The organism is Streptomyces sp. NPDC005963 (assembly GCF_040638655.1).
Classification (GTDB): domain Bacteria; phylum Actinomycetota; class Actinomycetes; order Streptomycetales; family Streptomycetaceae; genus Streptomyces.
Window position 1 is genome coordinate 66,930 of sequence record NZ_JBEXVD010000009.1, and the last position, 25,399, is coordinate 92,328.

17 protein-coding genes are annotated in these 25,399 nt (G+C 68.6%); 8 read left to right on the forward strand and 9 right to left on the reverse strand.

What is annotated here, in order from left to right; all coding sequences use genetic code 11:
- The first annotated feature begins 34 nt into the window (after positions 1–34).
- From ABZ348_RS15245 to ABZ348_RS15260, 4 genes are read left to right on the forward strand one after another with little or no spacing between them, the layout of a single operon-like run.
- Positions 35–1,327, forward strand: coding sequence for a toll/interleukin-1 receptor domain-containing protein (locus tag ABZ348_RS15245; protein WP_358933091.1), 1,293 nt, complete (start codon positions 35–37; stop codon positions 1,325–1,327).
- 56 nt (positions 1,328–1,383) lie between these two features.
- Positions 1,384–2,310, forward strand: a complete 927-nt coding sequence (locus tag ABZ348_RS15250; protein ID WP_358933093.1) for a MoxR family ATPase — start codon at positions 1,384–1,386, stop codon at positions 2,308–2,310.
- A 3-nt stretch (positions 2,311–2,313) separates the two neighbouring features.
- Positions 2,314–3,282, forward strand: coding sequence for a hypothetical protein (locus ABZ348_RS15255; protein WP_358933095.1), 969 nt, complete (start codon positions 2,314–2,316; stop codon positions 3,280–3,282).
- Entirely contained in the window at positions 3,279–7,277 is a 3,999-nt protein-coding gene (locus ABZ348_RS15260; RefSeq protein ID WP_358933097.1) for a CHAT domain-containing protein, read from the forward strand. The genes ABZ348_RS15255 and ABZ348_RS15260 overlap by 4 nt, the downstream gene beginning before the upstream one ends.
- Before the next feature lie 236 nt (positions 7,278–7,513).
- Here the strand turns inward: ABZ348_RS15260 and ABZ348_RS15265 are convergent, their stop codons facing one another.
- Together ABZ348_RS15265 and ABZ348_RS15270 are read right to left on the reverse strand one after the other, a co-directional pair.
- A complete protein-coding gene (locus ABZ348_RS15265) occupies positions 7,514–7,840 on the reverse strand; it encodes a hypothetical protein (RefSeq protein WP_358933099.1) in 327 nt (108 codons plus the stop codon).
- Positions 7,841–8,043: 203 nt separating this feature from the next.
- The gene (locus tag ABZ348_RS15270) at positions 8,044–8,766 is read right to left on the reverse strand and encodes a hypothetical protein (protein ID WP_358933101.1); all 723 of its coding nucleotides are present in this window, start codon (positions 8,764–8,766) and stop codon (positions 8,044–8,046) included.
- 600 nt (positions 8,767–9,366) lie between these two features.
- Here ABZ348_RS15270 and ABZ348_RS15275 point away from each other — a divergent pair.
- Together ABZ348_RS15275 and ABZ348_RS15280 are read left to right on the forward strand one after the other, a co-directional pair.
- A complete protein-coding gene (locus tag ABZ348_RS15275) occupies positions 9,367–10,203 on the forward strand; it encodes a helix-turn-helix transcriptional regulator (protein ID WP_358933103.1) in 837 nt (278 codons plus the stop codon).
- Positions 10,203–10,415 carry a DUF397 domain-containing protein gene (locus ABZ348_RS15280; RefSeq protein ID WP_358933105.1) on the forward strand — a complete coding sequence of 71 codons (213 nt, stop codon included), beginning with the start codon at positions 10,203–10,205 and terminating at the stop codon, positions 10,413–10,415. Before ABZ348_RS15275 ends, ABZ348_RS15280 begins: the two co-directional genes overlap by 1 nt.
- 137 nt (positions 10,416–10,552) lie before the next feature.
- Here ABZ348_RS15280 and istB read toward each other — a convergent pair whose 3' ends face one another.
- Positions 10,553–11,929 (reverse strand): IS21-like element helper ATPase IstB, encoded by a 1,377-nt coding sequence (gene istB / locus ABZ348_RS15285; RefSeq protein WP_358933107.1) that lies wholly within the window; start codon positions 11,927–11,929, stop codon positions 10,553–10,555.
- 861 nt (positions 11,930–12,790) lie between these two features.
- Between istB and ABZ348_RS15290 the strand changes: the two genes are divergently transcribed.
- Positions 12,791–14,800, forward strand: coding sequence for a PA14 domain-containing protein (locus ABZ348_RS15290; RefSeq protein ID WP_358933109.1), 2,010 nt, complete (start codon positions 12,791–12,793; stop codon positions 14,798–14,800).
- 106 nt (positions 14,801–14,906) lie between these two features.
- Here the strand turns inward: ABZ348_RS15290 and ABZ348_RS15295 are convergent, their stop codons facing one another.
- Positions 14,907–15,692, reverse strand: coding sequence for a calcium-binding protein (locus tag ABZ348_RS15295; protein WP_358933111.1), 786 nt, complete (start codon positions 15,690–15,692; stop codon positions 14,907–14,909).
- Between the two features lie 352 nt (positions 15,693–16,044).
- On the opposite strand from ABZ348_RS15295, the gene ABZ348_RS15300 reads away from it, so the two are divergent.
- Positions 16,045–16,386, forward strand: a complete 342-nt coding sequence (locus ABZ348_RS15300; RefSeq protein ID WP_358933112.1) for a hypothetical protein — start codon at positions 16,045–16,047, stop codon at positions 16,384–16,386.
- A 135-nt stretch (positions 16,387–16,521) separates the two neighbouring features.
- Here the strand turns inward: ABZ348_RS15300 and ABZ348_RS15305 are convergent, their stop codons facing one another.
- The 5 genes from ABZ348_RS15305 to ABZ348_RS15325 all read right to left on the reverse strand — a co-directional run bounded on the left by ABZ348_RS15305 (position 16,522) and on the right by ABZ348_RS15325 (position 25,133).
- Positions 16,522–17,412 (reverse strand): universal stress protein, encoded by an 891-nt coding sequence (locus tag ABZ348_RS15305; protein ID WP_358933114.1) that lies wholly within the window; start codon positions 17,410–17,412, stop codon positions 16,522–16,524.
- 183 nt (positions 17,413–17,595) lie between these two features.
- Complete coding sequence (locus tag ABZ348_RS15310; protein WP_358933116.1) at positions 17,596–18,000, reverse strand: hypothetical protein; 405 nt, start codon at positions 17,998–18,000, stop codon at positions 17,596–17,598.
- Positions 17,993–18,553 carry a sigma-70 family RNA polymerase sigma factor gene (locus ABZ348_RS15315; protein WP_358933118.1) on the reverse strand — a complete coding sequence of 187 codons (561 nt, stop codon included), beginning with the start codon at positions 18,551–18,553 and terminating at the stop codon, positions 17,993–17,995. The genes ABZ348_RS15310 and ABZ348_RS15315 overlap by 8 nt, the downstream gene beginning before the upstream one ends.
- Positions 18,554–18,719: 166 nt before the next feature.
- A complete protein-coding gene (locus ABZ348_RS15320) occupies positions 18,720–24,281 on the reverse strand; it encodes a caspase family protein (protein ID WP_358933119.1) in 5,562 nt (1,853 codons plus the stop codon).
- A gap of 6 nt (positions 24,282–24,287) precedes the next feature.
- A complete protein-coding gene (locus tag ABZ348_RS15325) occupies positions 24,288–25,133 on the reverse strand; it encodes a hypothetical protein (RefSeq protein WP_358933121.1) in 846 nt (281 codons plus the stop codon).
- Positions 25,134–25,399: the final 266 nt, after the last annotated feature.

Here is a 25,399-nt window from a genome sequence, read left to right on the forward strand (position 1 = left end):
GCGAATCAGCCGACAATGGATCACAATCGAAGACGTGAGGGATGTCTTCATCAGCCATAGCGCACGCGGCGACGAGTTCGCGATGACGGTGTTGGAGACCATCAAGGAGGGTCTCGCCGCCAAGAAGTTCACACCCCTCGTGGACCAGCACGGCATTCCGCCCGGCAACGAGTGGCGCCCCGAGATCGTCGACTGGCTCGCCCGCTGCCATGGCGCCGTGTTCCTCATCAACGAGAAGGCGCTGAAGTCCGACTGGGTGCGCCGCGAGGTCAACATCCTCTTGTGGCGCAAGGCGCTCGGCTCACCGTTGGCCGTGGTGCCCGTGCTCCTGGGCGATCTGTCGACGTCCGCGGTCAAGGCCGCCGGCCTGGAGGAGTTGCGTCCGTTCCAGTTCGCACGCCCCCAGCGTGGTGCGCCGCACGACGCGCTGAGCATCGCCGACAAGGTCCTTCAGAGGTTCGCCGAGCTACCCACGCCCCCGGCCGAGAACGACCCGATGGCGGCCTGGCTGGAAGCGCTGTCGGAGTATCTGGACGAGGCCCGGCGCTCGGGCCGGCTGGTCAAGGCGGCGACCGCGCTCAAGTTGGAGGAGAAGCACCTCCCCCAGCTCAACGGCGGCAGTCTCTTCCTCGCGCACCAGTTCCTGGTCGCCCCACCGGACCGGATGGAGCACGCGGTCGACGAGGTGGCGCCCTCCCTGTCGACCGACACGCTCAAGAAGCTGATCGCCTGCCTGGAACCCACCTGGATCGATGCGGAGGCCGCCCGAGGGGTCCTCCCGGAAGTGAAGTCACCGCCGGGAGAGGCCCTCCCCGCAGTGAAGTCCCCGCCGCAGGACATGACCGTACTGCTCAACGCCCGCAAGGTGAACACCGCCGAGCTCTACATACGTCGCGCCACCTGTTGTGCCACCCGCGGCTACCGGATGAAGTCGGTCGGCGGCCGGATGCCGACGGGCGAGGACCAGATCGGGGAGCAGTTCCGCGAGTGGGAAGGGTTCGTGTGGCAGGAGTTCTTCGACGCGGAGGACGAAGAGGACCGCATCCTCCCGTCTGATCTGGACCAACGCGTCCACTACCTGATCATCAATGCCCGCAAGGCGCCCACGGCCGACTTCGCCGAAACGGTCAGACTGCTCCACGGCCAGTTCTCCTGGTTGGTCGTGGTGGTGACCACGGGCACCGAACCTCCCGACGGCCGGGTCCAGGCCGCATTCAAGAAGCCGACCGTGTTGAAACCCCTGCTCAACCACCAGGACGAGATCGACGCGAACCAACGCAACCAGCGGCTCCGGGAGTTGCCGGACCGCCTTGTCGGCAGGTACTAGATGGCTGCCGCCCCCCGCCCCCTGGAGCCGGCCCCCGGCACACCCGAGGAGTTCTCGTGACCGCCCCGCCCACCCCCCACGGTCCCGATCCCCGGGACGGCCAGATCTACGACATGCCCCCCGACCTCGGGTTGGCCATCGAGGTCGCCCTGGCCACCCATCGACCGCTGCTGCTCAGCGGGGAGCCCGGGTCGGGCAAGTCGTCCCTCGCTCCCCACTACGCCCGCACCCACGGGATGCGGTACTACGAGCACGTCGTCACCTCCCGGACCCGGGCCACCGATCTGCTCTGGACCTTCGACAGCGTGCGGCGGCTCGCGGACGCCCAGGCGCACCGCTCCCACCTCCAGGACGCCGAGTACGTGCGCCCCGGTGTGCTGTGGTGGTCGCTGGCGCCCGAATCCGCCCAGAGCCGCGGTGGGTTGCTCCGGGCGTCCGCGGGCGGTGACCCCATGGACCGCTTCGCCCGTGAACGTCAGGCCAAGGACGCCGTCGTCCTCATCGACGAGATCGACAAGGCCGACCCGGACGTGCCCAACAGCCTTCTCGTGCCGCTCGGTTCGCAGGAGTTCACCGTCGCCGAGACCGAGACGACCGTCTGTCGTGAACCCTCGGTCGGCGCCCACCTGGTCGTGATCACCACGAACGACGAACGGGAACTGCCCCAGGCGTTTCTCAGGCGTTGCGTCACCTTCACCCTGCCGGCGCCGACCACCGAGAGCCTGCTGAGGATCGCCCGGATGCATCTGCGCCACGACGGCCAGAAGTGGGACGCCGCGACCCAACAGCTGGCCGGGGCGCTCGCCGACGAACTGATGAACGCCCGCCAGGAGGGCGACATCCGACGCGACCGTCTGCCCAGCACCGCCGAGTACCTGGACGCATTGCGCGCCTGCCGCGCCCTCGACGTCCGGCCCGGCGGCCCGAAGTGGGAACTCATCCGCACGCTCACGCTCACCAAGTCACCCCAGAAGCAGGGCTGACCGGTGCGCCCGCAGATCTGGATCGGGGACGTGGTCCGCGCACTGGAGGTGGCGCGCAGCGAGGACGAACAGATCGAAGTGCTCAGGGTGTTGGGCTTCACCACGGCCGCCGGCACGTTCGTCGACGACGACGAACCCGATCCCGCTCCCCCGCCCCAGATCGACCCCCCGTCCGAGGACGGCGGACGGGCACCGCACCGCCCCGACCACGACCCGACGGACCCCGAACCCGACCCCGACGAGGAGCCGGCGGACCCCAGTACGACCCTGGCGGAGCTACCGCTGTTGCGCCCCCTGCGCACCGAGACCACGGGCCCCGTACCCGACCCCATCGAACGCCTCGCGCCCCCCACGAACGAACGCACCGTGCGCCCTCATCTGCCCCTTCTGGTCCCGCACTGGACCAGCGCCATCATCCGTGCGGCCCTGACCCAGCCGGTGGACGAGGGGCCGATCGACATCGACGCGCTGATCGAGATGCTCGCCCGGGGCCGACCCGTCATCCAACTCCCCCGCCGCCCCGTACGCACTCTGCGCTACGGCGTCCAGGTGCTGGTCGACCGCGGCAGCTGTATGCAGCCCTTCCGGCGTGACCAGAACCATCTCGTCGCCCAGATCCGCTCGGTCGTCGGCCGTGAACTCGTCGACGTCGGCTACTTCTCCGACGCCCCCCAACGCGGAACGGGCCCCGGCTCCCGCTGGACCCGCACCGACTACACCGCGCCGACGGGCGGCCAGCGCATCCTGCTGCTCTCCGATCTCGGCCTGGGCGGACCCCCCTACGTCCACGGGCGAAGCACCCCCGAGGAGTGGGAGGAGTTCATCGCACTCGTCACCCGCGCCGGCTGCCAACCCGTCGCCCTCACCCCGTACCCGCCCACGCGCTGGCCGTTCTGGATGACCGCGCTGCTCCCGCTGGTGAGCTGGGACCGGACCACCACCACCGGCCAGATCAGCGCGAGGATGCCGTGACCGAACTCCCCGCCGGCCTTCCGCCCGCGCCCCCACCCGGTGCACTGGAGCTCGCGACCACGCTCAGCATCGCCACCCGCATCGAACCCGAGCTGATCCGTGCCGTACGGCTCCGCCTCCATCCGCACCTCGACGTGGGGGCCGAGGCCGATCTGTGGTTCTGCGACTGGGTGGACGCCCGCACCCACGACGCCATCGCACTGCTCCCCGAATGCCTGCCCTATCTACGGGGACGGCTCACCCGTCGGCTGCCGGCGGCCCCCGGGTTGAAGGATGTCTCCACCATCCTCGCCGAACACCACGCCGGCCTCTCACCCGCGCTCTTCCTGGAGGAGCAGATCACCTGGGCGAGCCTGACCGGTGACACCGAGGAGGCCGACCGACACCTCGGCCGGGCCCTGCACGCCCTCGTGCGGGAACAACGCAACGGGATCGCCGGCTGGTTCGCCGACGCCTGGCAGCGCCTGCCCGAAACGGCCCGGAAGAGCGTCACGGCCTGGAGCCTGGCCAACGCGACCCGCGCCCATGTACCGAGCCTCGCCCTCGGTCCGGCACCGGACGTGACCCTCGCCGACGTGGCGGCCATCGCCCCGGCAGTCGGCCGCGTCCGACTCGCTGTGCGCAGGGAGGGCACGGACCTCCTCATCGGCGATGTCCAGGGGCCGGATGCGGTGGCGATCCTGGTGCCCGACACCCACCCGCGGATGGTGGAGGTCCTCACGAACCGGTCCCAGCCCCCGGTACGGATCGAGGCGGGCGCGGTGGTTCGCGTTCCCGTGGGGCGGGGCGTGCTCAACCTCCGTACCGGAGCCGGGGAGATCTACCGCATCGAACGGCCGGGCCAGGCAGTGGACGCCGACGCCCCGGTGTGGGAGGTGCTGGACAACCTGCTGGAGGGGTCAGACCCGGCCAGCCCCGGCCTCACATGGCGTCTGGCGGAAGAACTCGGCCGCCTCGTCGAGCGCTTCCACCGGACGGACGGGGACCAACTGCTCAAGGAGATCGTGCGGCTCGCCAGCCGGATCCTCCAGACCGGCCGTGCACCCCTGGACGCCATCGAGCTCCGGGTACGGATCGCGGAGACGTTCTACCTCCACGGCCTCCACTTCGGCGACCGGGAGTCACTGGACGAGGCCGTACGGGTGGCCAGCGAGCTTCCCACGGAAAGCCCCCGTTTCCCCCGCATCTCGGTCGTCCTCGGGGCAGCACTGCGCGAACGTTTCGCACACTCGCGGTACTTCCGGGACCTCGGACGTTCGGAAGTGGCACTCACCCATGCCGTCGAGACCACCATCGGGCAGCACGACGGCGGCTCGGAAGCGCTCTGCGAACTCCTGCGCACCCTCACCGTCAGCCTGGAAGCCGACCAAACGGAAGTCGCGCTGAGCAAGGCGCTAAACCTGACGTCCGTTGCCATGCGACAGATCGGCACCTCCTCGTCCCTGGTGGAGTTGGCCCTCGCGCAACTCCATCTGGCGGTCTTCACCGCCACGGGCGAGGCCGATGAGCTCTCCCGGGCCAATGCCCTCGTGACGGACTTCTGCGCAGTGCCCGGCTGGCCCGAACACGTCCAGGCGGAGGCACTGGCTACCCGGGCCGCTGTGACCCTGCACGGGCTGCGGAGCACCGGACGGCGGGCAGACCTCGATGCGGCACTGGCGGACATCCGCTCGGCGCTCTCGCTCACCCCTGCGTCCCGGGTCCGCCGCGCACTGCTACGCGTCCAACTCGCCAACGCCCTCCGGCTGCGCTTCCACCTGCTACGGGAGCACCGCGACCTCACCCGTGCCATCAAGGAACTCCAGAGCGTGGTGAAGCGACGGCAGATGCCCTCGCTGTGGCTCGCCGTGAGCGCACTGAACCGGTGCCAACTCGACGACTTCGCCGTCACCGACGATCCGGCCACCCTGGAGCGTGCCGTCGACACCGCCCGGGAGGCGGTGGCCTCGACGGACCCCCAGGGAGACCTCACACGGTGGACCCTGGCCACCACACAACTCGGAAAGACACTGCTCGCGCACTACCGGTCGACGAGAGACCTCGAACGACTCGGCGAGGCGATCGACACCTTTGAAGCGGCCGAGAGCCAGCCACCCCGTCTCCCGGAGCATGTGCGCGCGGCCAACTCGGTCGGGCTGGCGACCGCACTCCATGAGCGGGACCTCTCCCGTGCCAGGAACGACCTCGGCCGAGCGAGCCAGGTCCTCGCCGCGCAGTTCCCCGTCATCGGGGACAGCCTGGATTCATGGCGGGCAGCGGTCCTCAAGGCCACCGCGGCCGAACGGGCACGCCGCCGCAATCGAGAGATCCCCGAGTCGCTGTCCGACATGGACCTGTTGTCCCAAGAGTCGGCCGTGCCACCGCTCCTGCGACTCAGGGCAAATCTGCTCCGCACCGCACTGGCGATCCGGCTGGGGGACCACGAGGCAGCCCTACGCAGCTACGAGACCGCGACCCACAATGTGACGACGGCCGTCCTGCTCCACGACGGGGACCGCGAGGAAGTCGTCGCCAGGTGGACACGACTGGCGCATGAGGTGGCCGCGTACGCGATCGAGGACGGCAAGCCGAGACGGGCACTGGAGTACCTGGAGCAACAGAGCGTGTTGTTGCGACTGTGCAACCGGGGTCCCGACTTCATGGCCCGCCTGCTGAAGCGCGTGGTACCCAGCCTGGCGACGGAGCTTCGATGGCTCTGGGGGCTGCTCCACCTCGACTTCAACCTTGACGAGCCGACCCGGGCCACGCCGTCCCCGGAGTTCGCACTGCGACTGGACGATCTGCTGGAGTCGCTCCGTACGGTTCCGGAGTTCAAGGACGTCTTCCACCCCCTCGACTCCCAACAACTGGTCGAGGTGGCGGAGGAAGGGCCCGTGGTCGTCCTCAACGCCGCCGACCACCGCTGTGACGCCCTGCTCCTGACCAAGCGAGGGCTCTCGGTCCTCCCACTGGTACGACTTGACCTCACCAGTCTGACCGAGCAGGCCCTGCGTTACACCCGGGCCGTGAGAGGACCCGCAGGACAGTCGGGGCGTTTCACCCGGACTTTGGGAGAGCGCGCAGGACATCCGGAAACCAGAGTGGTAACGGAGGTGCTGGAGTGGCTATGGCACAACCCCGTACAACAGATCCTCCGCGAACTACAGCGCACCCCACACTCCGACCATTCCGAGCGAACCCGCCGCTCCGCTTCCAGCCGCGAACGGTTTGACGGCCTGGCCGACCTAACCGCGCCGGATGGAAAACTGCCCCGCCTCTGGTGGCGCCCCACCGGCCTCTTCACCGCACTTCCGCTCCATGCCGCGGGGCAGTACGAAACGAGCCGTCCGCGCACGGCCATGGACTTCTTCGTCCACTCCTACACCCCCGGCGTCCAGGCCCTCATCGACGCGCGCCGCTCGGAGAGCCAAGGCTCCGCACCCGAACCGCGGATGCTGCTCCTGGGTGATGACACAACACCGCTGGTGCACACGGTGATGGAGGTGCAGCGCATCCGAGACATGGTCCCGGAGTCAACGCTGCTGAGGGGGAGCGAGGTGGCCAAGAAGCAGGTGATCGAAGCCCTCGCAACCCATCCGTACTTCCACTTCTCCGGCCATGCGTCGTTTGAGCGCAACCAATCTGCCCTCCACATCAACCAAGAACGCCTGACCCCACAGGACCTGCCAGACGAACTCGCGGTGAAGGGCGGCCTCGCCTACCTGTCCGCCTGCGACACGCATGTGTCCTCCCTTACGGGCGAAGGGGCGTCTTGGTCCATCGCCAGCGCCTTCCAGGCCACCGGCTACCGCCATGTGATCGCCACCCTCGGGCAGGTCCCAGACCGGATCGCCGCAGACATCGCCTTGCGCTTCTACCGCTCGCTCACCCACCCTGACGGCACCATCCACGCTTCTCTCACGGCCCGCTCCCTGCACCAAGCACTCAGCCGACTCGACCCCGCCCACCCGGACTCCCTCCTCGGACGCGCCGCCATGATCCACCTGGGGCCATGAGCGGCTATGAACGGCCATGTTTCTGCCTGAGAGGGACTACGTGTCCGGCTCAAGTTCGCCGGGAACCGGCGCGGGGGTCAGGGTTGCGGCGTGGGTGGGGCAGGCGTGCAGGGTCACCGGTGGACCGCTCATTCGCTCAACGTCACGCACCGGCAGGGGTGCGAGGGTCCAGCGCTGGCAGACGCAGCATGTCGCACCGACTTCTTGGGGTGTCGCACCCGTGAGTGCATCGCGGATCATGCGACCGCTCCCGTACGCACCTGGTGGACGCCCGCGGCAACATAGGGGTAGTCATAGCCGTGTTCGGCCCATGCCGTGGCGAAGTAGCGTTCGCGGCATTGGGGCGTGAGTGTGTTTGCTTCTTCGGCTCGGAAGATCGACCGCGCCAGTTCGGCACTGGGGCCGGTCCATGGACGCGCCCACGCCGAAAAGCCGGGAACGTGCGTCGATGTGTGCTGTGGGAGGACCGTAGGGGCCGTGCGGATGGCGGGTTGTCCGGTCTGGCGAGTGGGACGGACGAGGTAGAGCACCCATGCGAGGGCGCACACGATAAGGTCGCGCATACGTCGTTCGGCTCCTAGAAAGCTGGTTCGGCGAGCCCCGATGTGACCGATTAGGCCCGGTCCATCGGGGCGTTTCTGTTTGTGCTCGTACGGCGGTAGACCGCTCAGTCGCCTGTGTGTTGGGCAAATACCCAGGGAGGGCCCGCCCCTGCCGGTTACGTGCGGGAAGGCGCGGCAGGGGCGGAGTTCGGGGATGGGGCCGGTCAGGGCGGGGGCATCGGAGAGAGCTCTACGCCGTGGCGGGGAAGGGCGCTGATCGCGTCAAAGGCGCCGTCGACGGCGTGACCGGGCAAGGTTCCTGCGGCTATGCGCCGCACGGTCTCGATCTGCCATCCCTCGGGCAGCGCTGCGAGCCGCAGTGCGGTTGTGGCGTAGTGCCCTTCGTCGGGCCGGGGTGTGTCTCGATCACAGATGCGGTCATGCACTGCGCTCAACACATGTGCCAGGACCGGCGGTCCGTCCTCCCGGTGCCGGAGCGTTTGGTGTTCCGCTTCGAGCATCCGGAACACTTCGGGGCGCCAGTCGGGGGTGTATCCCTGGTACCAGTCGAGTAACTGCGCTGCGCCCTCCTTCTCCTCGTACCGTCCTTCAGCTGCTGCCCACCGTTCGTGCTTTCCCTCGCAGTGAACGGCGAAGTAGGAGATTTCTCGCGATAGTTCGTTGAGGACGGGTCGCCAGTCAGCAACCGGTGAGGGTCGGTGTGTCTGGATGCTGTGGCCTGTGGAAAGTGCCCAGTAGAGGGCTGCTCGGTCGGCCGGTTCCAGTTGGTACCAGACACCGTGGTCTTTCAGTGCGTCCCACACCAGCGGAACGGCTTCGCCGGTGGCTCGGGACACCTCGTCCCAGCTCACCTCGGGCCACTTGGCCAGGGTGTCCAGTGCGGTACGAAGTCTGTCGAGGGTTGTGTTCCTGTTGTTGTTCGTCATGCTTCCTGCCGTGAGAGGTAGCGGCCCCGGCCGTCCGGGCACCGATGACGACCGGAGCCAGAGGATGCGGAGCACCCTCTCTTCCCTCGGGTGGACGGACCGACCTACCAACCGAGGGGGTTCATGGAGCCCGGCCCGCCTGACCATCGCTGTCCAAGGCACAGCCGGACGGACCGGATTGACCGCCCCACACAACGGGAGCGGACACTTTCAGAACTGGAATACGCGGGTCATCCCCGCGAGGAGCCCCCGCTACTGCGTGCATTCAACTCAGTGAGCGCGGGGCGGAGATGGTCAATCACACTGGCCGGTCGAAGGTCCGCTCTCACAGCGGTCCACTCAACCCCGCCTTTCGGCGGACGGAGCGAAAAGCGACCATCCACCTTGTCCGTGTCCATGACCACCCCCAACGCATTCTCAGCGATGTCAAACACCAGTTCACCAACGCCAAGCCAGGGCACCTGATCCGCCTGATCCGCTAGGTTCCTGCCGGACATGACCACTCCTCTCCGTAGCGAAACCACTACCGGGGGAATTCAGAGTGGACTACGGTCAGAACCTAATCAACGTGGCTGCGGAGACAGAACAGTTGGGGGCCGAATGGTAAACCGTAAGGAACTGAACCCGGATGCATCGCCACAAGCAGCGTTCGGCGCACGTCTGCGCAGCTCACGCGAGAAGCGGGGTTGGACGCAAGAGCAACTGTCCGAGCGCGCTGGCATTTCCAGTGGGCATATTTCGGGCGTTGAGACCACGCGAAAGTCACCTTCCTTGCACTTCGCGAAGGCTGTCGACGTGGCGTTCAGCCTTTTAGGGACCGATGCCACATTCGAACGCCAGTGGCACGAGATGCAGCACGGGAGCTTGCTGGAGGGGTTCCCGGAGTACGTGGGCTACGAGGGTCGGGCAACCGAAGTCCGGCTGTTCGAAGCAAGCTTCATCCCTGGGCCACTCCAAACTCGCGGGTACACAGAGGCGATCGCAAGGTTCAGTGTCGAACAAGGTGACATCACGCCCGAGCAAGCGAATGAGCGACTCGATTTCCTCGCGGAACGGCAAGCTGCGCTCTTTCGTACGCGGCTCCCAATGATTCACGTGGTGTTGGACGAGAGCTGCATCCGTAGGCCCGTCGGCGGCGTAGAGGTGATGGATGCGCAATGGGCTCGACTGCTTGAGTTCGCAGCTATGCCCAACTCAGGTTTGCAGATCGCTCCGTATGCCATGGGTGAGCGGCAGCCGTTCAACCGGCTTGTCCACTTGCTGACGATGGCCGATCGGTCCGTGATGTCGTACGTCGAGTCTCAAACGCAGGGACAGTTGGACCGTGACTTGTCATCTGTGCTTCCGCTGGTGAAGAAGTACCATCAGCTTCAGATCGAGGCAGCGTCACAGGCTGAGTCCGTCGCCATGATCGAAAAGCTACGAAAGGGCATCTGATGGCCAAGACCAACTATTCCCCTCTGCGTTGGGTCAAGTCTTCATACAGTGTCAACAACGGCGGTTCCTGCATCGAGTGGTCTCCCTCGCACGCCTCCGCTACCGGCATCGTCCCCGTCCGGGACAGCAAGCGACCGAGCGGACCCGTCCTGATGGTCTCCACCGACGCGTTCGCCGGCCTGGTCTCCCTCGCCCGCTCCGCCAACCTGTAACACCACAGGACAGCGCAGATCTGAACTGAGCAACAACAAACACCCAGAGAGCCCCGCCCGGTGACCGACCGGGCGGGGCTCTCGTAACTGCTGTTCAGGCGGGATCCGTAGCCGTGTTCAAGCGCTACGAAAGGACATCACACGTCGGGTGTGGTGAGTACGGGGTCCAGGGTGTGGGTGCGGAGGCGGTAGCTGTCGCCCTTGAGCGTGATCACGTCGGCGTGGTGGGCCAGGCGGTCGATCATGGCGAAGGTGACCGGGTCATCGCCGAACACCTCGGCCCAGCGGCCGAACGACTTGTCGCCCGTGACGAGGACCGAGCCCCGTTCGTAGCGGTGGGAGACCAGCCTGAACAGCAGGTTCGTCGCTTCCGGGGTGAAGGGCACATAGCCGATCTCGTCGATGACGATCAGCTCGTACTGGTCGAGTCGGGTCAACTCCTCCATGAGCGTGCCCGAGTTCTGGGCCTCCGTCAGGCGGGCGACCCACTCAGTGGCGGTGGCGAAGCGGACGTCGTGACCGGCACGGCAGGCGCGCATCGCCAGGGCGATGGCGAGGTGGGTCTTGCCGGTGCCGGGAGGGCCGAAGAAGACCGCGTTGGCGTGGGTGTCGATGAAGTCCAGCGCGGCCAGCCGGTTGACGGCCTCCCAGTCGTGGGGGCGCTGACGGTCGGCGTCGAACTCTTCGAGCGACTTGTGCGCGGGGAATCCGGCGGCGACGATCCGGGCCTCGCTGCCGGCGGTGTCCCGGGTGTCGGGCGCGGTGTCGGTGGGGTTCTGGGGCTGCTGCGGCTCGTCGGTCTTCTGGATGGTGCGGGAGGTGGCGTTGGCCTGGGCGGGGATCGTGGGGCGCGGGGATGGGGCCGGTCCGCTCAACTCCTGGAGGATGGAGCACGGCTCGTTGGCATCGGCGAATCCGCTGTCCCCATCACGGTGTGGAGGTCCGCCCAGGCCCGGGCCGGCATGGCCGTGTGACTCCATAGGGCCCGACATATAGGCGAGGATCGCGGCGGAGAGGATGAACGCCATGTGGATCACGGTTCCCCACAACAGCGAGTGTTGGGAGGTGTGGGACACATCGACGAACATCTGCAACAGGTGGACGGAGGAGATCCCGACGATCGCAGTGGCCAGCTTCACCTTCAGCACGTTGGAGTTGACGTGGGAGAGCCATTCCGGCTGGTCCCGGTGGCCCTGGAGGCCGATGCGCGACACGAAGGTCTCATAGCCGCCGACGATGACCATGATCAGCAGATTTGCGATCATCACAACATCGACGAGCTTCAGTACGGCGAGCATGACGTGGGTTTCGTCGGCCTGGCCGCTGATGATGTTCAACACCAGGTGCCACAGTTCATTGAAGAACTTGTAGACATAGACACCTTGTGCCGCCACCAGACCGAAGTACAGGGGTGCTTGGAGCCACCGGGTGGCGAAGAGGGCATATCCGAGCGAGGGAGCCGCGTAACTCCTGAAGTCTGGCTTGGTCGACGCGGGCATGGCGTGGCTGAGCAACGAGTCTCCAAAGGTGGCTTGCGGCAGTCGGCGCGGAACCGCATACGCGCCGCCTAACGAGCCTGCCGTTCAGAGCGTCACTGCATTTTCGGCAGGGGTGAGTGCCCCGCCCGGGTGCCCGGAGGGGTTGGTTCGCCCGAATGGCCGCTGGGACAAGGGATTTCGCGGATCGGGGCTCTTCCCGGAGACGCTGAATGCCCATCGGTGAAATCGGCTACCGCGCTTCCACGACGTTGACGCCGCGCTCACTCCGTCGCGTCTAGTGCCCCCCGGGAACGACGAATCAGTTCAGCACTCGGGGACGACCGGTCGTCCTCACGGGTCGGGTCCCCGGTGACCGTCGGGTCCTTCACCATCGTGGGTCCTCGCCTTGCTCCGGGCGACTGTGTGACCCCTGCTGGGCGCCGCCGGACCGACACCTCGTCCAGCACGCATTGTCACACGCGGACGACATTTCATGACTCATAGTGAGGGCGCGTCGTGGATCGATTTCGACGTCTTCTCCTGCTATTTCAGGATCAATTACCCTCATCAACGCAGAATCGTGAGCATGAGAGGGCCTGTTGAGGGCGTGCGTCGACACGTTCCGTCACAGGGCGCGGACTTGAAAGCACCCCCGCAGTGGGCCGTGAGAACCATCACCGCGTGACGCTTGCGTGATGACCGAAGAGGCCCCGGCCCCGACCTGCGGGAATTCCCTCGGGGAAACGCCCTGGGCACCAATTCTGCTTGTATGCATATGTGTTGAACACGTAAACTCTCACCTTCGGTGAGCATTCAGCTCCGGCCGAGCCGCCGAACGAAATCCCCCACCCCTCATCGCATATTTGTGTCATCCGGGCTGGAAAGGGCTATTCACGCGTGACCCTGATACCTCGCGGCCGACTCCGTACGGTCGCCGCACTCACTGTCGCCTCGACAGTCGGCGGACTTCTCACCGCCGTGACCACCACGTCAGCTTCGGCTGCCGTGAACTGCGTCTCACCCACGTTCCAGCGGCAGTTCTTCTCCAACACCTCGTTCTCGGGGACACCGAAGAAGACCGATTGCGACTCGACCATCAATGAGAGTTGGGGTACCGGAGCACCCACGAGCGGGGTGCCGCGGGACAACTTCGGCGTACGGTGGTCCATGACCCGGGACTTCGGTTCCGGTGGCCCTTTCGCGCTGTCCATCGCGGCGCGTGATGGAATTCGGGTGTACGTCGACGGATCGCGCAAGATCGACCTCTGGCGCAACGGGTCAAGCAATCAGTCGAAGACGGTCAATCTCACCATTCCGTCCGGCAGGCACAGCTTGCGGATCGACTATGCGAGCTGGACCGGTTCGGCGAATGTGAAATTCACCTACGCCCCCCGCACCACGGCCGCGGTCGACAAGGTCAAGCCGCTGGTGCCCGGTGGGGTGAAGGTCGCCGTCGACCATGCGACCGCGCGGCCCAAGGTGTCCTGGACGGCGAACAAGGAGATGGACCTCGCGGGTTACCGCGTCTACCGTCGCATCCAGAGTTCGACCACCTTCCGTCTTGCGGCCACCACGACCGCGACCTCCCTCCTGGACGTGGTGCTGGAGCCAGGTTCCACCTACCTCTACGAGGTCCGCGCCTACGATCGAGCCGGAAACACCTCGGCGGGCAGTGTGGACGTACCGGTGACGAACGTGCTCGTCACCGCACCGGAGGGGCTCACCTCGAAGGGCGTCGACTCCGGCGTCCAGATGAGCTGGAAGCCCGTGCAGGGTGCCGTTCGCTACACCATCGTGTGGAACAAGCCCACCGGCGGCACGGGTTCCAGCACCGTCAGTTCCACCACGTTCACCGACACCACCGCTGTGCGCTCGGTGGTCCGCAACTACCAGGTGGCTGCGGTCGACGGGGCCGGGCGGATGTCCCCGTACGCGTACACGGAGGAGAGTCGCCTGGTCGCGGCGCCGCACGAGGTGACGGCCGTGCCCAAGCCCGGCACGCATCGGCCCACGATCAAGTGGCGGGTCAACCGCAACACGGACGGTGCGATCCACAACTTCCACGTCTACCGCTCCAGCACCCTGCCGGTGGACACCACCGTTGAACCGACGCGCTGCCTCATCGATACGGTCACGCTGCCCGACGGGAGGCGCGAGTACAGCTGCGTCGACACATCGGCGGGTTGGGGTACGACCTACCACTACGTGATCAAGGCGCATGACAACCGCAGCCGGGAGTCAGTCGCCTCCGCCGTCGCGTCCGTCACCACTCCTGCGAAGGACCTCACCCCGCCGGACGCGGTCAAGGGGCTGACCGTGAAGACCACCGAGTACGGCGCCGAACTCGACTGGGACCCCAACACCGAACCGGATCTCAAGCGGTACACGGTCTACAGCGGCGAAGTGCGCCGCGAGCCCGACCAGCCGGCGGTGTGCTTCGTCTACGAGCGGGCGCATCTCGCCCCGGCCACGACGGCCTACCGGTACGAAGACCTGCCGGACGGCAAGGAGACCTGCTACTTCATCGATGTGGTGGACACGGTGGGCAACTCCAACTACCAGTGGACCCGCACCGCCAACGTCGTGTACGTCAATGAGTTGGACCTGACGCCTTCGGTCCCCACCCCGCCCGGAGCGTCCCACACCGTGGGTTCCGTCCTGGAGGGTTCGAACGTGCGCCTGTCGTGGGACGGCGTCCCCGATGCCACCGGATATCTCGTCCACCACTGGAACCCGGTAACCAAGACCTACGAGAAGCTGACTGACCAGCCCGTCTCGGCGCTCTCCTACCAGCACCTGAACCCGGCCGCCGGAACCACCCACTTCTACTGGGTGAGCGCCGTGTTCGCGGACGGTAGCGAGTCGGCGCCGGCAGCGGACTGGGCCATCGTGCCGCCCACGTCCTGACCGACATCGGTCCCAAGCCTCCCCCGTTGGCTTGGGACCGATGACCGGCATCCGTACGGGCCCGTCAGGGGTACGCCCCCCGGCGGGCCCACACGAGCTCAATCCGTCAACGCACGTCGATGTAGTCGGCGACGGCGGTCTGACCCGCAGTGGTCGACGTACCGGCGAAGACGTAGCGGTAGTAACCGTCGGCCGTGGCCTTGACGGTCGTCTTCAGGTTGCCCTTGCTGTCCGCCTTGATGGTCTTGACGGTGGTGTAGGCGGAGGTGCCCTTCTTGAGGTACTGGAGCTTCACGGACTGGCTGCCGTAGCCCACGTACTTGCCGGTGTCCCAGCTACCGCGGGTCAGGGAACCCGTGATGGTGATGGTCTTGTTCTTGGTGACCGGCTCGGGTGCTGCGTTCACCGTGACCTTGGAGGCACGCTGGATGACGGCCGAGCCCACGTTGGTCCGCTCCACACCGGCGCCGTTGTTGTCAGCGACGTAGGAAGCGACCTTCCACGTACCGGCCTGGTCGTTCCACAGGTCCAGCTTCGGGTCAATGGTGAAGGTGGACGTGCAGGTCACCTTGGTGCCGGTGCCGCAGCTGGCCTCCAGGGCGTCGGTGATCAGGAACGCGGTGGGCGAGTCCCAGTTCGACCCGCGCCACAGCGCCACATCGGCGTAGCCCACGCCGTCCGGGTCGCTCACGGTGTACGTGACCTTCACGACCTTCTTGGCGGTGGTGCCGACGACGATGGCCTTGCCACCGTTGGTCACCACGTTCGAGATGGTCGGAGCACCGGCCGCGAAGGTCGTGGCACCCGAACGGGGGGCGTTCCACGCGTTCGGCTTGTCGTCCGCGTGCGCCATGGGAACTGCCAGACCGGTGAGGGCGAGAGCGCCGGTCACCACTGCGACAGAAGCACGAATGCGCATGTATCTCCCAATGCATGGGGCCGCTGCCGGGACGCGACAGGAGCGTCACCAGGGGCCCTAGGTCTGTCTGAGTCTGCTGACTCAGCAGATCCGACCCGAGAGATGGGGAAAAGGTTGTGCAGTGAAGTGAAAATTACGTGATAACCAGTTTTATGATCTTGATAGGGGAGCAGGAACCGGCGCCCGTGTGCGCTCCCGGTGCTCGGATCCACGGCCGCCCGGCCGCACCCGTGTACCCCGGGCAGCCGCACACCGGATGCCGCTCCCCCGGGAACCCGGCAAGGTGATCTTCAGCAGGACTCCCGCACAGACAAGGACCCCGCCCATGTCCGTGATCCTCACCCGGCGGCTCGCCGGCGCCGCCGGAGCAGCGCTGCTGACCCTCACCGTCGCGGGCTGCTCCGGCCTCGGCCGGACGGCCGTGGGTCCCGTCTCCTACGACACGACGCAGGACAACCATGTGACGATCCACAGCCCGCTCGTCCGCGGCTGTCACAAGCTGGCGTCCGATGGTGCCGTCACCGTCGAGAACGGCAGCCTCGTCGACATCGTCCTGTATCCCACCGCCGACTGTTCCGGCGGCGACTCCATCTACGTACCGACCATGTCGTCGGACGTGACCGCGCCCCGGGCCCAGCCCTGGCGGAGCTTCCGGCTCATCCACTGAGCCGTGCCGGTGACAGCACTCGGCCCCACGGTGTTCACACCGTGGGGCCGAGTGACCGTGGGGCCGTGGGGCCGTGGGGCAGGTCAGTGCCGGTGAAGCGCGTACCGGCCGGTCAGCCCTCGTCGATCTGGCCGGTCAGTCCTCGTCCATCTGGCCGGCGCGGACCACGGCGACCGGGCAGTTCGCGTGGTGCAGTGCGGCCTGGCTCACCGAACCCAGCAGCAGCCCGGTGAAACCGCCGCGACCACGGGCGCCGACGACGAGCAGCTGCGCGCCACCGCTCGCTTCGAGCAGCGCCTGACGCGGACGGCTGCGCACCAGCTCGCGGCGTACGGTCACGTCCGGGTACTTGGCCTGCCAGCCCGACAGGGCCTCAGCGAGCACCCGCTCCTCGGTGTTCTGGAGCCGGTCGAGACCGTCCACCAGGTTGTCCGGGTGGCCCGGGTCGTCATCGCCGCGCTCGCTCCAGGAGCCCCAGGCGTGCAGGGCCACCAACTCGGCGCCGCGCATCGACGCCTCGGCGAAGGCGAAGCCCACCGCGGCCTCGCCAGCCGGGGAGCCGTCTGCGGCGAGCAGCACGGGCCCGGCCGGGTCGGGGGTGCCGCGGACGATCAGTACCGGGCAGCGGCCGTAGGCGGCGAGGTGCACCGCCGTGGAGCCCACAAGGAGACCGATGAAGCCGCCCATGCCCCGGCTGCCGACGACGACCAGCGACGCCTTGCGGGACTGCTGCTCCAGTACGGTCAGGGCTTCGCCGGTGATCAGGTCCTGGGTGATCTCCACATCGGGTGCGGCGGCGCGGGCGCGCTCCACCGCTTCGTTCAGCGCGCGTTCGGCGATGTTGCGCAGACCGCCGTCGGGCGGTCCCATCGGCGAAGGGCCGAGCGACACATGCATCTTCGGCCAGATGAACGCGTGCACCACATGCAGTCCGACCCCGCGAATCCGGGCCTCGCGTGCTGCCGCATCAACGGCTTCCAGACTCGACTTCGAGCCGTCCACCCCAACGACGACCGGTCCGTTCATCACTGCGCTCCCATCTCCACTTCGGTGCCCGACCGCCTTGGCTCCCGGGCGGTCGGCGAGGACGGACAGCGCATTCGGCCGCTGTGGCCCGCCCGCACACCGGGCGGGCGGTGACCGTCCCACTCTCCAGTCTCATACCGATCAGCCGGGGCTGCCAGGGGCCGAAGGGCCATGATCGGGGGGTCATCGGCCCCTGACCGCTGCCCGGGGCGGGTGCTGCCGTGAGCGGTCGGCCGCCGCCGGAGGCGGCGCTTCCGCGGGGGTCAGTGCGCAGCCGCCGTCCGTGCAGGATCGGCGGAGCCGGCCCATCGAGAGCGTCTGGATCAACCCCATCGTCCAGCACATCGGGCAGCCGCGCAGCGCCAGGAGGCCGACGGGCACCAGCAGCAGACTGGCCCAGCCCACCAGAGGGAAGAGCAGAACCGCTCCGGCCAGCCCGCCGAATCCCACCGCGCCCCTCAGAAGGTGACGGGTGAGGGAGCTGCTGGCGAAGCTCCCCGGGCCGGCAGGGCCAGCGGGGGTGGCAGGGCTGGTCGGGCTGGCAGGGGTGGTCGGGCTGGTGGTGCGACGGCTCGCGAGATCAACCATGCCGACCTCCCCGGCCCTCGCCCTCGGTGGCCGCAAGTGCGGTGCGGACGGACTCCCTGGCCCGTCTGAGCCGCGACTTCATCGCCGCGCTGCTCAACCCCAGAGCTTCGGCGGTCGCCCGTCCGCTCAGGCCCTGGACGTCCCGCATGATCAGCACCCGTCGCTGGTCCAGGGGGAGCGCGGTGATCGCCGCGGCCACCCGGCCGGCCTCCAGACGCTGGAACACGTCCTCCTCGAACGAGGGCACCACCGCGTCCGGTACGGGCCCGTGGTGGCGCAGCATCAGTCTGGTCCTGCGCAGACACTCATTGCGGACGATGCGGAACATCCAGGAGGCGAGTGCCCCGGACGCCCGCAACATGCCGATCTTCCGGTAGAGGATGATCAGGGCTTCCTGTGCGGCGTCCTCGGCGTCCTGTGGGGTGGCGCAGAGGGAATGGGCGAACCGCCGTACGTGCGGGTGCGAGCCGGACACCAGCGCGGCGGTGGCCTCGGAGTCGCCCTGTTGCGCCGCGGAGATCAACGGCTGGCCGGGCCAGGGGGAGTCAGCCACGGGTGCGTCCTCGACGGCGCAGTACGACGACCGTGCACACGCAGAGCAGCACGGCGGCGACGGCGAGGGAAAGACCAAGGATCACGATGCCTCCACTTTTCGGTGCCGACGCTGTCGTCCGCACATGCATAAGAGGCACGACCACGGCCAAAGGATTCGGAAGGATTCAGGTCGCGGGGTCCGCCCGGTCCAGGGGGTCGATCAGGACCACCCCGTTGGGTGCGGCCACGACCAGTTCGCCGGCCGGGCCGAGTGCTGCGGCCCGTACGGTGAACGGCAGTACGATCTCCCGCCGCTCCCCTTCGCTCTCACCGGCGTCACCGAACTCTCCGGGCTGCCCGGATGCTCCGGTCAGCCCGGTCAGCCCGGTCAGCCCGGGCAGGGGGTGCACGTACAGGCGTCCGTTCTCTTCGCTCACATAGCTGCGCCCGCCGGGCAGGACGCCGACGAATCCGCCTCCCCAGCGGCTCTTGGCCGGCCAACCGCACTCCGGTGTCAGCGCTTTGCGGGCCTGCGGAAAGAGGCCCGAGCGGCGGAACACGCGCCGGGTCTCGTCGAAGGAGTCAAGGACCGTGCCCATCCGATAGACCTCGGTGCGCGATCGGGCACACACCAGGACGGCAGGTTCGGGCCGGTCGGGCAGGGCGACCACTCGGACGAGTTCGGTGTCCGACGCGAGGCGGAACCGCCGTGACCGTTGGTGGGTGTCGAGGTCATGGAGGCTGATGTCGCCCTGTTCGTGTTGGACGAACAGCAGCCTTCTGCCGTCCAGGACCAGGGGCCAGCGCAGGGCTACGCCCTCGTACACACGGCCCGTACGGGGTGCTGGTGCCGCTGCCGGTGCTGTGGTCGGTGCTGTGGTCGGTGTCGGTGTGGGAAGCAGGCTCGGGAGTCCTTCGGTGGGCAGGGTGCTGCGGTCCGCGGAGAACCGATGGCCGTGGATTTCCAGACCCTGCCGCATGGACAGCAGCAGGGTGACGTCGTCCGGCCCGTGGAGCGTGCTCAGTTCACCGAAGGCCGGTGAGGTCGGCAGCGCGCGGCCCGCTTCGCGGAAGGAGGCCGAGGCCAGATCCCATAGCTCCACGATTCCGCTACTGCTGAGCGATGCCAGATACCGATCACCCGCCGGGGTGCGGAAGCCCGCCAGCCCCCGGATCGGACGGTCGCTGACGGAGCGCAGCCGGGCCAGGAGTCGGCCGGTGGTGATCTCGCGCAGTTGGAGGTCGCCCCGCATCCCACCGATGGCGATCTGGCCCGATGGTCCCGCGCAGACCGCGGCCGGCGGCCAGGTGTGCTCCACCAGGTCGTCGATGCGCCAGGCCGGGTCCTTCCAGAACCGCCACACGACCCTGACCGTGCCACTATCGTCGCCGCCGAGGACCGTGTGCGTACCGCCGTTGGCGACCGCACGCGCGGCGAGGACGTTGACGGCCGGTACCGCCCGTACCGTCGCCCGCTCGACGAACGTGCCCGTACCGATGTCCCAGTCGGTCACCGCACGGTCGTCGGATGCGCTGACCAGGGTGGTCGTGCCCTGTCCGTCGTCGATGAAGGCGAGGGACGTCACTCGGGTGCGGTGGCCGCGGTGGGCCGGGCCGTGCGCCCGCCCCGACGGGAGGTCGAAGCGCAGGAGCGTGCCGTCCTCGGTACCGGCGACGAGGATGCCGGAGCCGTCGGGGGCGAGGGCGAGGCTGGTGATCCACCGGGGGTCACCCGTGGGTGCGTCACCCGTGGTCGGGTCGGTCAGGTCGGGCGCTGGGGGTGTGCAGTGGGTGAGCCATCGGTCTCCGTCCACGTCCCAGCAGTGAATCCCTCCGTTCGTGGTCGCCCCGACGGTGACCGGGCGGTCCCCGACCACCCCCGCACAGACCGCCGTGATCATGGTGTCGCACTGCGGCGCGGCTTCGTGGACGGCGGTGCCATCGGCCAGTCGAAGCGTGAGGAGGGTCCCGGAGGCGCCGCCGATGGCCACCACCGCTGTTCGGTCGGGGCAGGAGTGAACCGCCGCACACATCGCGGTGGGCCCCTGCCACCGGTCGTCGGCGGTGATCCGACTGGTCCAGAGTTCGTCACCGGTCCGCGGCTGCCAACAGCGCACCTGCTGGTCGTCGCCCACGCTGATGAGCGCTTCCTCCTCGCCCCCGACGTCCAGACCTCCGAGGGCGAGCACCTTCCCGCCGTGTGCGGGGACGAGGACGGTGTCGGCGGTGGGGCCCGAGTGGACGACCCTGATGAGCCCGTCACGCCCCCCGACACAGACCGCGGGCTGCTCACCGCGCAGTTCGTACAGGGCGGTCACCTCGCCCGTGGAGACATGGCCGCCGATCCGTTCGCCGGTGACGACGTCGTACATCTGCACCCCGCGCCCCGAACCGTGGACGACGACGACCGAGTGGTGGGCGTCCAGCGGGCCGGTGGTCGTACGCACCGGGCCGCCGCGACCCACGCGCCGGGGGTTGCCGAGACGACGGCCGGTGTCGAGGTCGAAGCGGTGCAGGGTGCCGTTGTCGGTCACCGCGACGACCAGCCACTGCCGGCCGACGCGCAGCGCGCTCACGGCCGCCACCGGCGGGCCGCCCGCGAGCAGGGTGCGCACCGGCTGCCCGGATGCGACCGCGCTGACCCGTACGCTGCCGTCCGTACCCCCGGTGACCAACAGCGGTCCCAGCGGGTGGGGATGGACTCCGGTGGCACAGTCGACGGTGTGTCCGGGGCGCAGCTCGGTCGGCTCGCCCGTGGCCCGGCACAACAGCACCCGGTCGTCGACGGCGAGGACGATACAGGGGTCGGGCAGCCGTACGGCGACACAGCGGTGCGCGGAGGGTGCGAACGGGGGCGCCGCCGGCTGGCCCTGTCGCAAGGTGCTCCTGGACACGCTGAGATCGTGCGGAACATCCCACTCGACGATCGAATCGTCCGCGTATCTGAGCACCACCAGTTCGGGGATGACGGCGCACTCCACCACCGCTCCCCCCGCGCCATGTTCGGGCTTGCGGATGCGGACGATGACGGAGTTGCCCGAGTCCACGTCCCTTATCTCCAGGGTGTGGTGGGGGTCGGCGACGCCCAAGTCCCGGGGCTGAACGTCGAGCTGTACGTCGAACCGTGAGCCACCGATGACCGCCATCGCGGGCACCTCGAACTCCGCGGTCCCCCACACCAGGGCGGTCTGCGGGCCCGACTGGAAGACGGGGGAGAGGTCGTGTCGCACACCGGTGCCCAGGTCCCAACGGACGGTTTCGTTGCGGTTCTGGATGCTGACGTGGGCCAGTCCCTGTGCCGACAGCACGACCGCCCCCGAGTCCAGGCCCAGTTCGGGTGCGGTGAAGCGCCAGTTCTCCTGTTCCGTGTTCCATGCGGCCCACCGGGTGCGCCAGGGCATCGGTCCCGACGCGTCGCAGGAGGCGCCGAGCCGTTCCGCACGGTGGCAGACCGCCGCCCAGCGCAGTTTGGCCCGGGTCTCCGGCTCCCCGGGGGCCTCCCGCAGGGCGTCCGATACGGACCGGACCGCCCGGCCCGCGGCGAGTCCGTCCGGCGTGCGCAGGGCGGGCAGGGCGGCGAGGAGTTGCTCCAAATCGCTGGAGAGGACGAACGAGGCGTCGTGGACCAGTTCGTCCAGTCGGCCGCCCTGCGCCCCATGGAGCGGTAGGTAGCGGCGTACGTAGGGGTGGGCCCAGTCGGCGGCGACCGCGATCAGGGTGTCGGTGACGGCGCGTTGGACCCGTTCGGCGTCCTGACCCTCCCGGAGGTGTTCGATCAGGGCGCGGTGGTAGATGCGGTAGACCGACTCGCCGTTCTCGATGCCCTCCACGACATAGGAGCCGGCGTGGGTGCGCAACCAGGCGATGTCCGCGTCCCCGTAGGGTCGGCCGCTCACCGCGCTCGCCAGTCGGGGCCAGAGCCCCGCCCAGGGCAGACCCGCGCCCTGGGCGAAGGCCAGGGGGAGCAGGAGGTCGCGGGCCCTGGTGGTCTGTTCGCCGAGGCGCTGGCGCAGATCGCGTTCCATCGCCTCGCCGGGGAAGCGGGGCAGTTCGGCGCGCCAGGCCAGTTGGAGGGGGTCGGGGAGTTCGAGGTCGCGGGCGAGGGTGAGCGCGGTGATCCTGGCGACCAGGAAGGAGCGTCCGGCGGCTTCCGCGACGGCTTCGGCCACGCCGTCGACCTGCTGGGCGGGATGGCCCGCGACGGCGGACGCGGGGGCGGTGAGCAGCTTGGTCACATAGGCCCGTACCGCCTGCGGGTCGGTGTAGCGGTCCTCGTCGAGGTCGATGCGGAGGGCGTCCGGCAGTCGGCGTTCCACGATCTGTCGGCGTGCGCCCAGGACCAGTCGCAGCGGTAGGTCGAGCGAGGGATCGGTGAGGGGGCCCAGCAGATCGCGGATGAGGGCGTCGGGGTCGACCGCCTCGTCGACGGCGTCGACGATCACCACCAGGGGTGTGGTGCGCCCCTGGAGCCGGGTGATCAGTTCGCCGGCCGAGCGGGCGACCAGCCCGGCCGCCGCCGCGAGCGCGTCGAGGACCTCACGGGTGGTGCGGTGACTGGCGAGGACGGCGGTGTGCACCGTGCCCGCGGCCGGGAGGCAGTCGTCGGGCAGGGCGAGGGCGTCCCGGGGCACGGCCGGCCGGTAGTCGGGGTCGGTGACCACCGTGACCAGGCCCAGGAGTGCGGACTTGCCCGAACCGGGATCACCGGTGACCACGGTCAGCCGCTCGGCTGCGCGTTCGGGACGCAACCAGTCGGCGAGTTCGCGCAGGGCGAGGTGTCGGCCGGTGAAGTGCCAGACGTCGTCGTGGGGCACGTCCGTGCCCCGGGCCCGCGGGAAGAAGTGGACGCGCAACTCCTCCGCCCGCTGGGCGTCCTGTCGGGCGTTCTGCTCGATCAGCCGGTCGATCTCGTCGAGCCTGCGGCCTTCCGTACCGCGCACGTGCCGCGGGTTGGGCAGGAAGGGCGGCAGGGCGAGCGAGGCATCGGCGACGTCCCACTTCAGGTTCATGTGCTCGGGGATGGCCGGGTCGCCGGACATGGCGCCGAGCACCGTGTTGACGGAGAGGAACGCGGGCACGTGGCCGGCCGTGGACGAGGCGTGCACGGCCCGTACGAGGGCGTTCGTCAGCACCCCGGGCGAGGTCTCCTCCTTGCGCCGGGACGAGGAGACGACGATCAGCGCCTCACTGCCGGGGGACGCGCCACGAGGCCCGGCGTACTGGCGGGCGACATGGGCGGCGTCGATGATGCTGTCGGCCGCGGCGCCCGAGTGACAGGCGTCGAGGAAGATCAGCACACGGCGCAAGCCGGTCTCCTCCCACAGGGCGCGGGCGATGTCCGTCGGGGGAAGTCCGGTGTGCGGGAGGTCGGCGGGGTCGGTGTCGGCGAGCATCAGCTGGTGCAGACCGCTGCCGAGGGTCACGGCACCGTGGCAGGCGAGGTAGACGACGAGATGGTCGTCAGCGCGCCGGTCGGCAGCCCTGGCGAAGCTCCGCAGCGCGCCGATGAACTCCCCACGGGTGGGGTCGAGACCCAGCTCCGCACCCCGCTGGTAACGCAGGTCGCCAAGGAACAGCTCCTCCATCCGCCGGACGTCGTCGGCCAGTTCGGGGACGTCGTAGTCGGGGGCGTTGGCGAGCGAGCGGACGGCGGTGGCAATCAGGAACCGTCGCGGCTCGGCGCCGTCCTGTGGCGCCGACCCGTCGTCCTCGGGCGCGCTGCCGTCCGCCTCCGGTCCCTCGGCCATCACCCCTCAGTCTCCGTGGACGCCGCGCCCCACGGCCCGTCCCGCCTCCGCCGTGTTCAGATAGCGCTCCACGTCATGGGCGCGCGCACCGTTGTGGACGAGATGGTTCTCCACCCGGGGGCCGAACGGCCCGGCCAAGTCCTTGACGAGGGCCACCACATCACCGGCGTCGGCGATGTTGGTCCAGTGCCGCACCGGGCCCGGCCACGCCCCGCCGCCCGGCAGCAGCCGATGGTAGACGAGATGGCGGATGCCGAGCGGCGAACCCAGGGTGACCAGGGTGTCCACCGCCCACTCGGGGTGCGCGGCGAGCGTCTCGTACGCCACCACACTGCCCAAGGAGTGGGCCACCACGACCCGGGTCCGCGGGGTGACGGCGGCGGCCAGTCGGTCCTGTGCGGCGGCGCGCACCGATGCGTCGGTGAGATAGGCGCGGACCTGTTTGGTGTCGGCGATCAGGGCCCGCAGGGCGACGTCCGCGAAGAACGACGACCGGCTCAGGGCGTCCAGGGCCCGCTGCACCACGTGCGGTGTGCGGGCCAGGGTGCGCGCATCCGGCGCCACCACGGCCGCATCGACCCGGGCCGCCTCCTCCCACCAGGCGAGGAGCAGTTCGCTCTCCAGCCCTTCGGCGACATCGGACGCGTCGTAGGGCGGCAGGGTGCCGGCGAGCCGGCGGCCCGGCGGTCGGAAGAGGTCGCCGTAGAACGCGCAGGACACGTCCTCGGGGTCGAGCACCGGACGGGCGGCCCTTCGCAGGCCGTCGTTCATGGCCGGGAACCAGCGTTTGTGCTGTTCGTCCTCGCCACCGAACTGTTGGCCGATGCCGTGTACACAGACCACCAGGGACACGTACGTACTCCCCCCGCCACCGCGCTACGCCATGAAGGGGGCATGGTCCCACAGCCACCGCGTTTCCCGGCAGACCCTCCCCGCCCCCGGGGTGAACCCCTGGCGGCAACGGGCCGCAGGATGAGCCCTTCCGGAGTGGCAGCGGACCGTGTTCGATGCTCCGAACCGCACGGGCCGTGTTCGATGTCGGCACCGGACGCAAACACCGTACGGGAGCACCGCACGGAAACCCGCACGGGAGCACCGAGCTTCCGCATCACGCCCAC

Bases quoted from the DNA above. Each gene is read 5' to 3' on its own strand.
- ABZ348_RS15320 (WP_358933119.1), bottom strand. From the start codon at position 24,281: ATGGCCGAGGGACCGGAGGCGGACGGCAGCGCGCCCGAGGACGACGGG.
- ABZ348_RS15280 (WP_358933105.1), top strand. From the start codon at position 10,203: ATGGCCAAGACCAACTATTCCCCTCTGCGTTGGGTCAAGTCTTCATAC.
- ABZ348_RS15310 (WP_358933116.1), bottom strand. From the start codon at position 18,000: ATGGTTGATCTCGCGAGCCGTCGCACCACCAGCCCGACCACCCCTGCC.
- ABZ348_RS15300 (WP_358933112.1), top strand. From the start codon at position 16,045: ATGTCCGTGATCCTCACCCGGCGGCTCGCCGGCGCCGCCGGAGCAGCG.
- ABZ348_RS15265 (WP_358933099.1), bottom strand. From the start codon at position 7,840: ATGCGCGACCTTATCGTGTGCGCCCTCGCATGGGTGCTCTACCTCGTC.
- ABZ348_RS15305 (WP_358933114.1), bottom strand. From the start codon at position 17,412: ATGAACGGACCGGTCGTCGTTGGGGTGGACGGCTCGAAGTCGAGTCTG.
- ABZ348_RS15270 (WP_358933101.1), bottom strand. From the start codon at position 8,766: ATGACGAACAACAACAGGAACACAACCCTCGACAGACTTCGTACCGCA.
- ABZ348_RS15275 (WP_358933103.1), top strand. From the start codon at position 9,367: ATGGTAAACCGTAAGGAACTGAACCCGGATGCATCGCCACAAGCAGCG.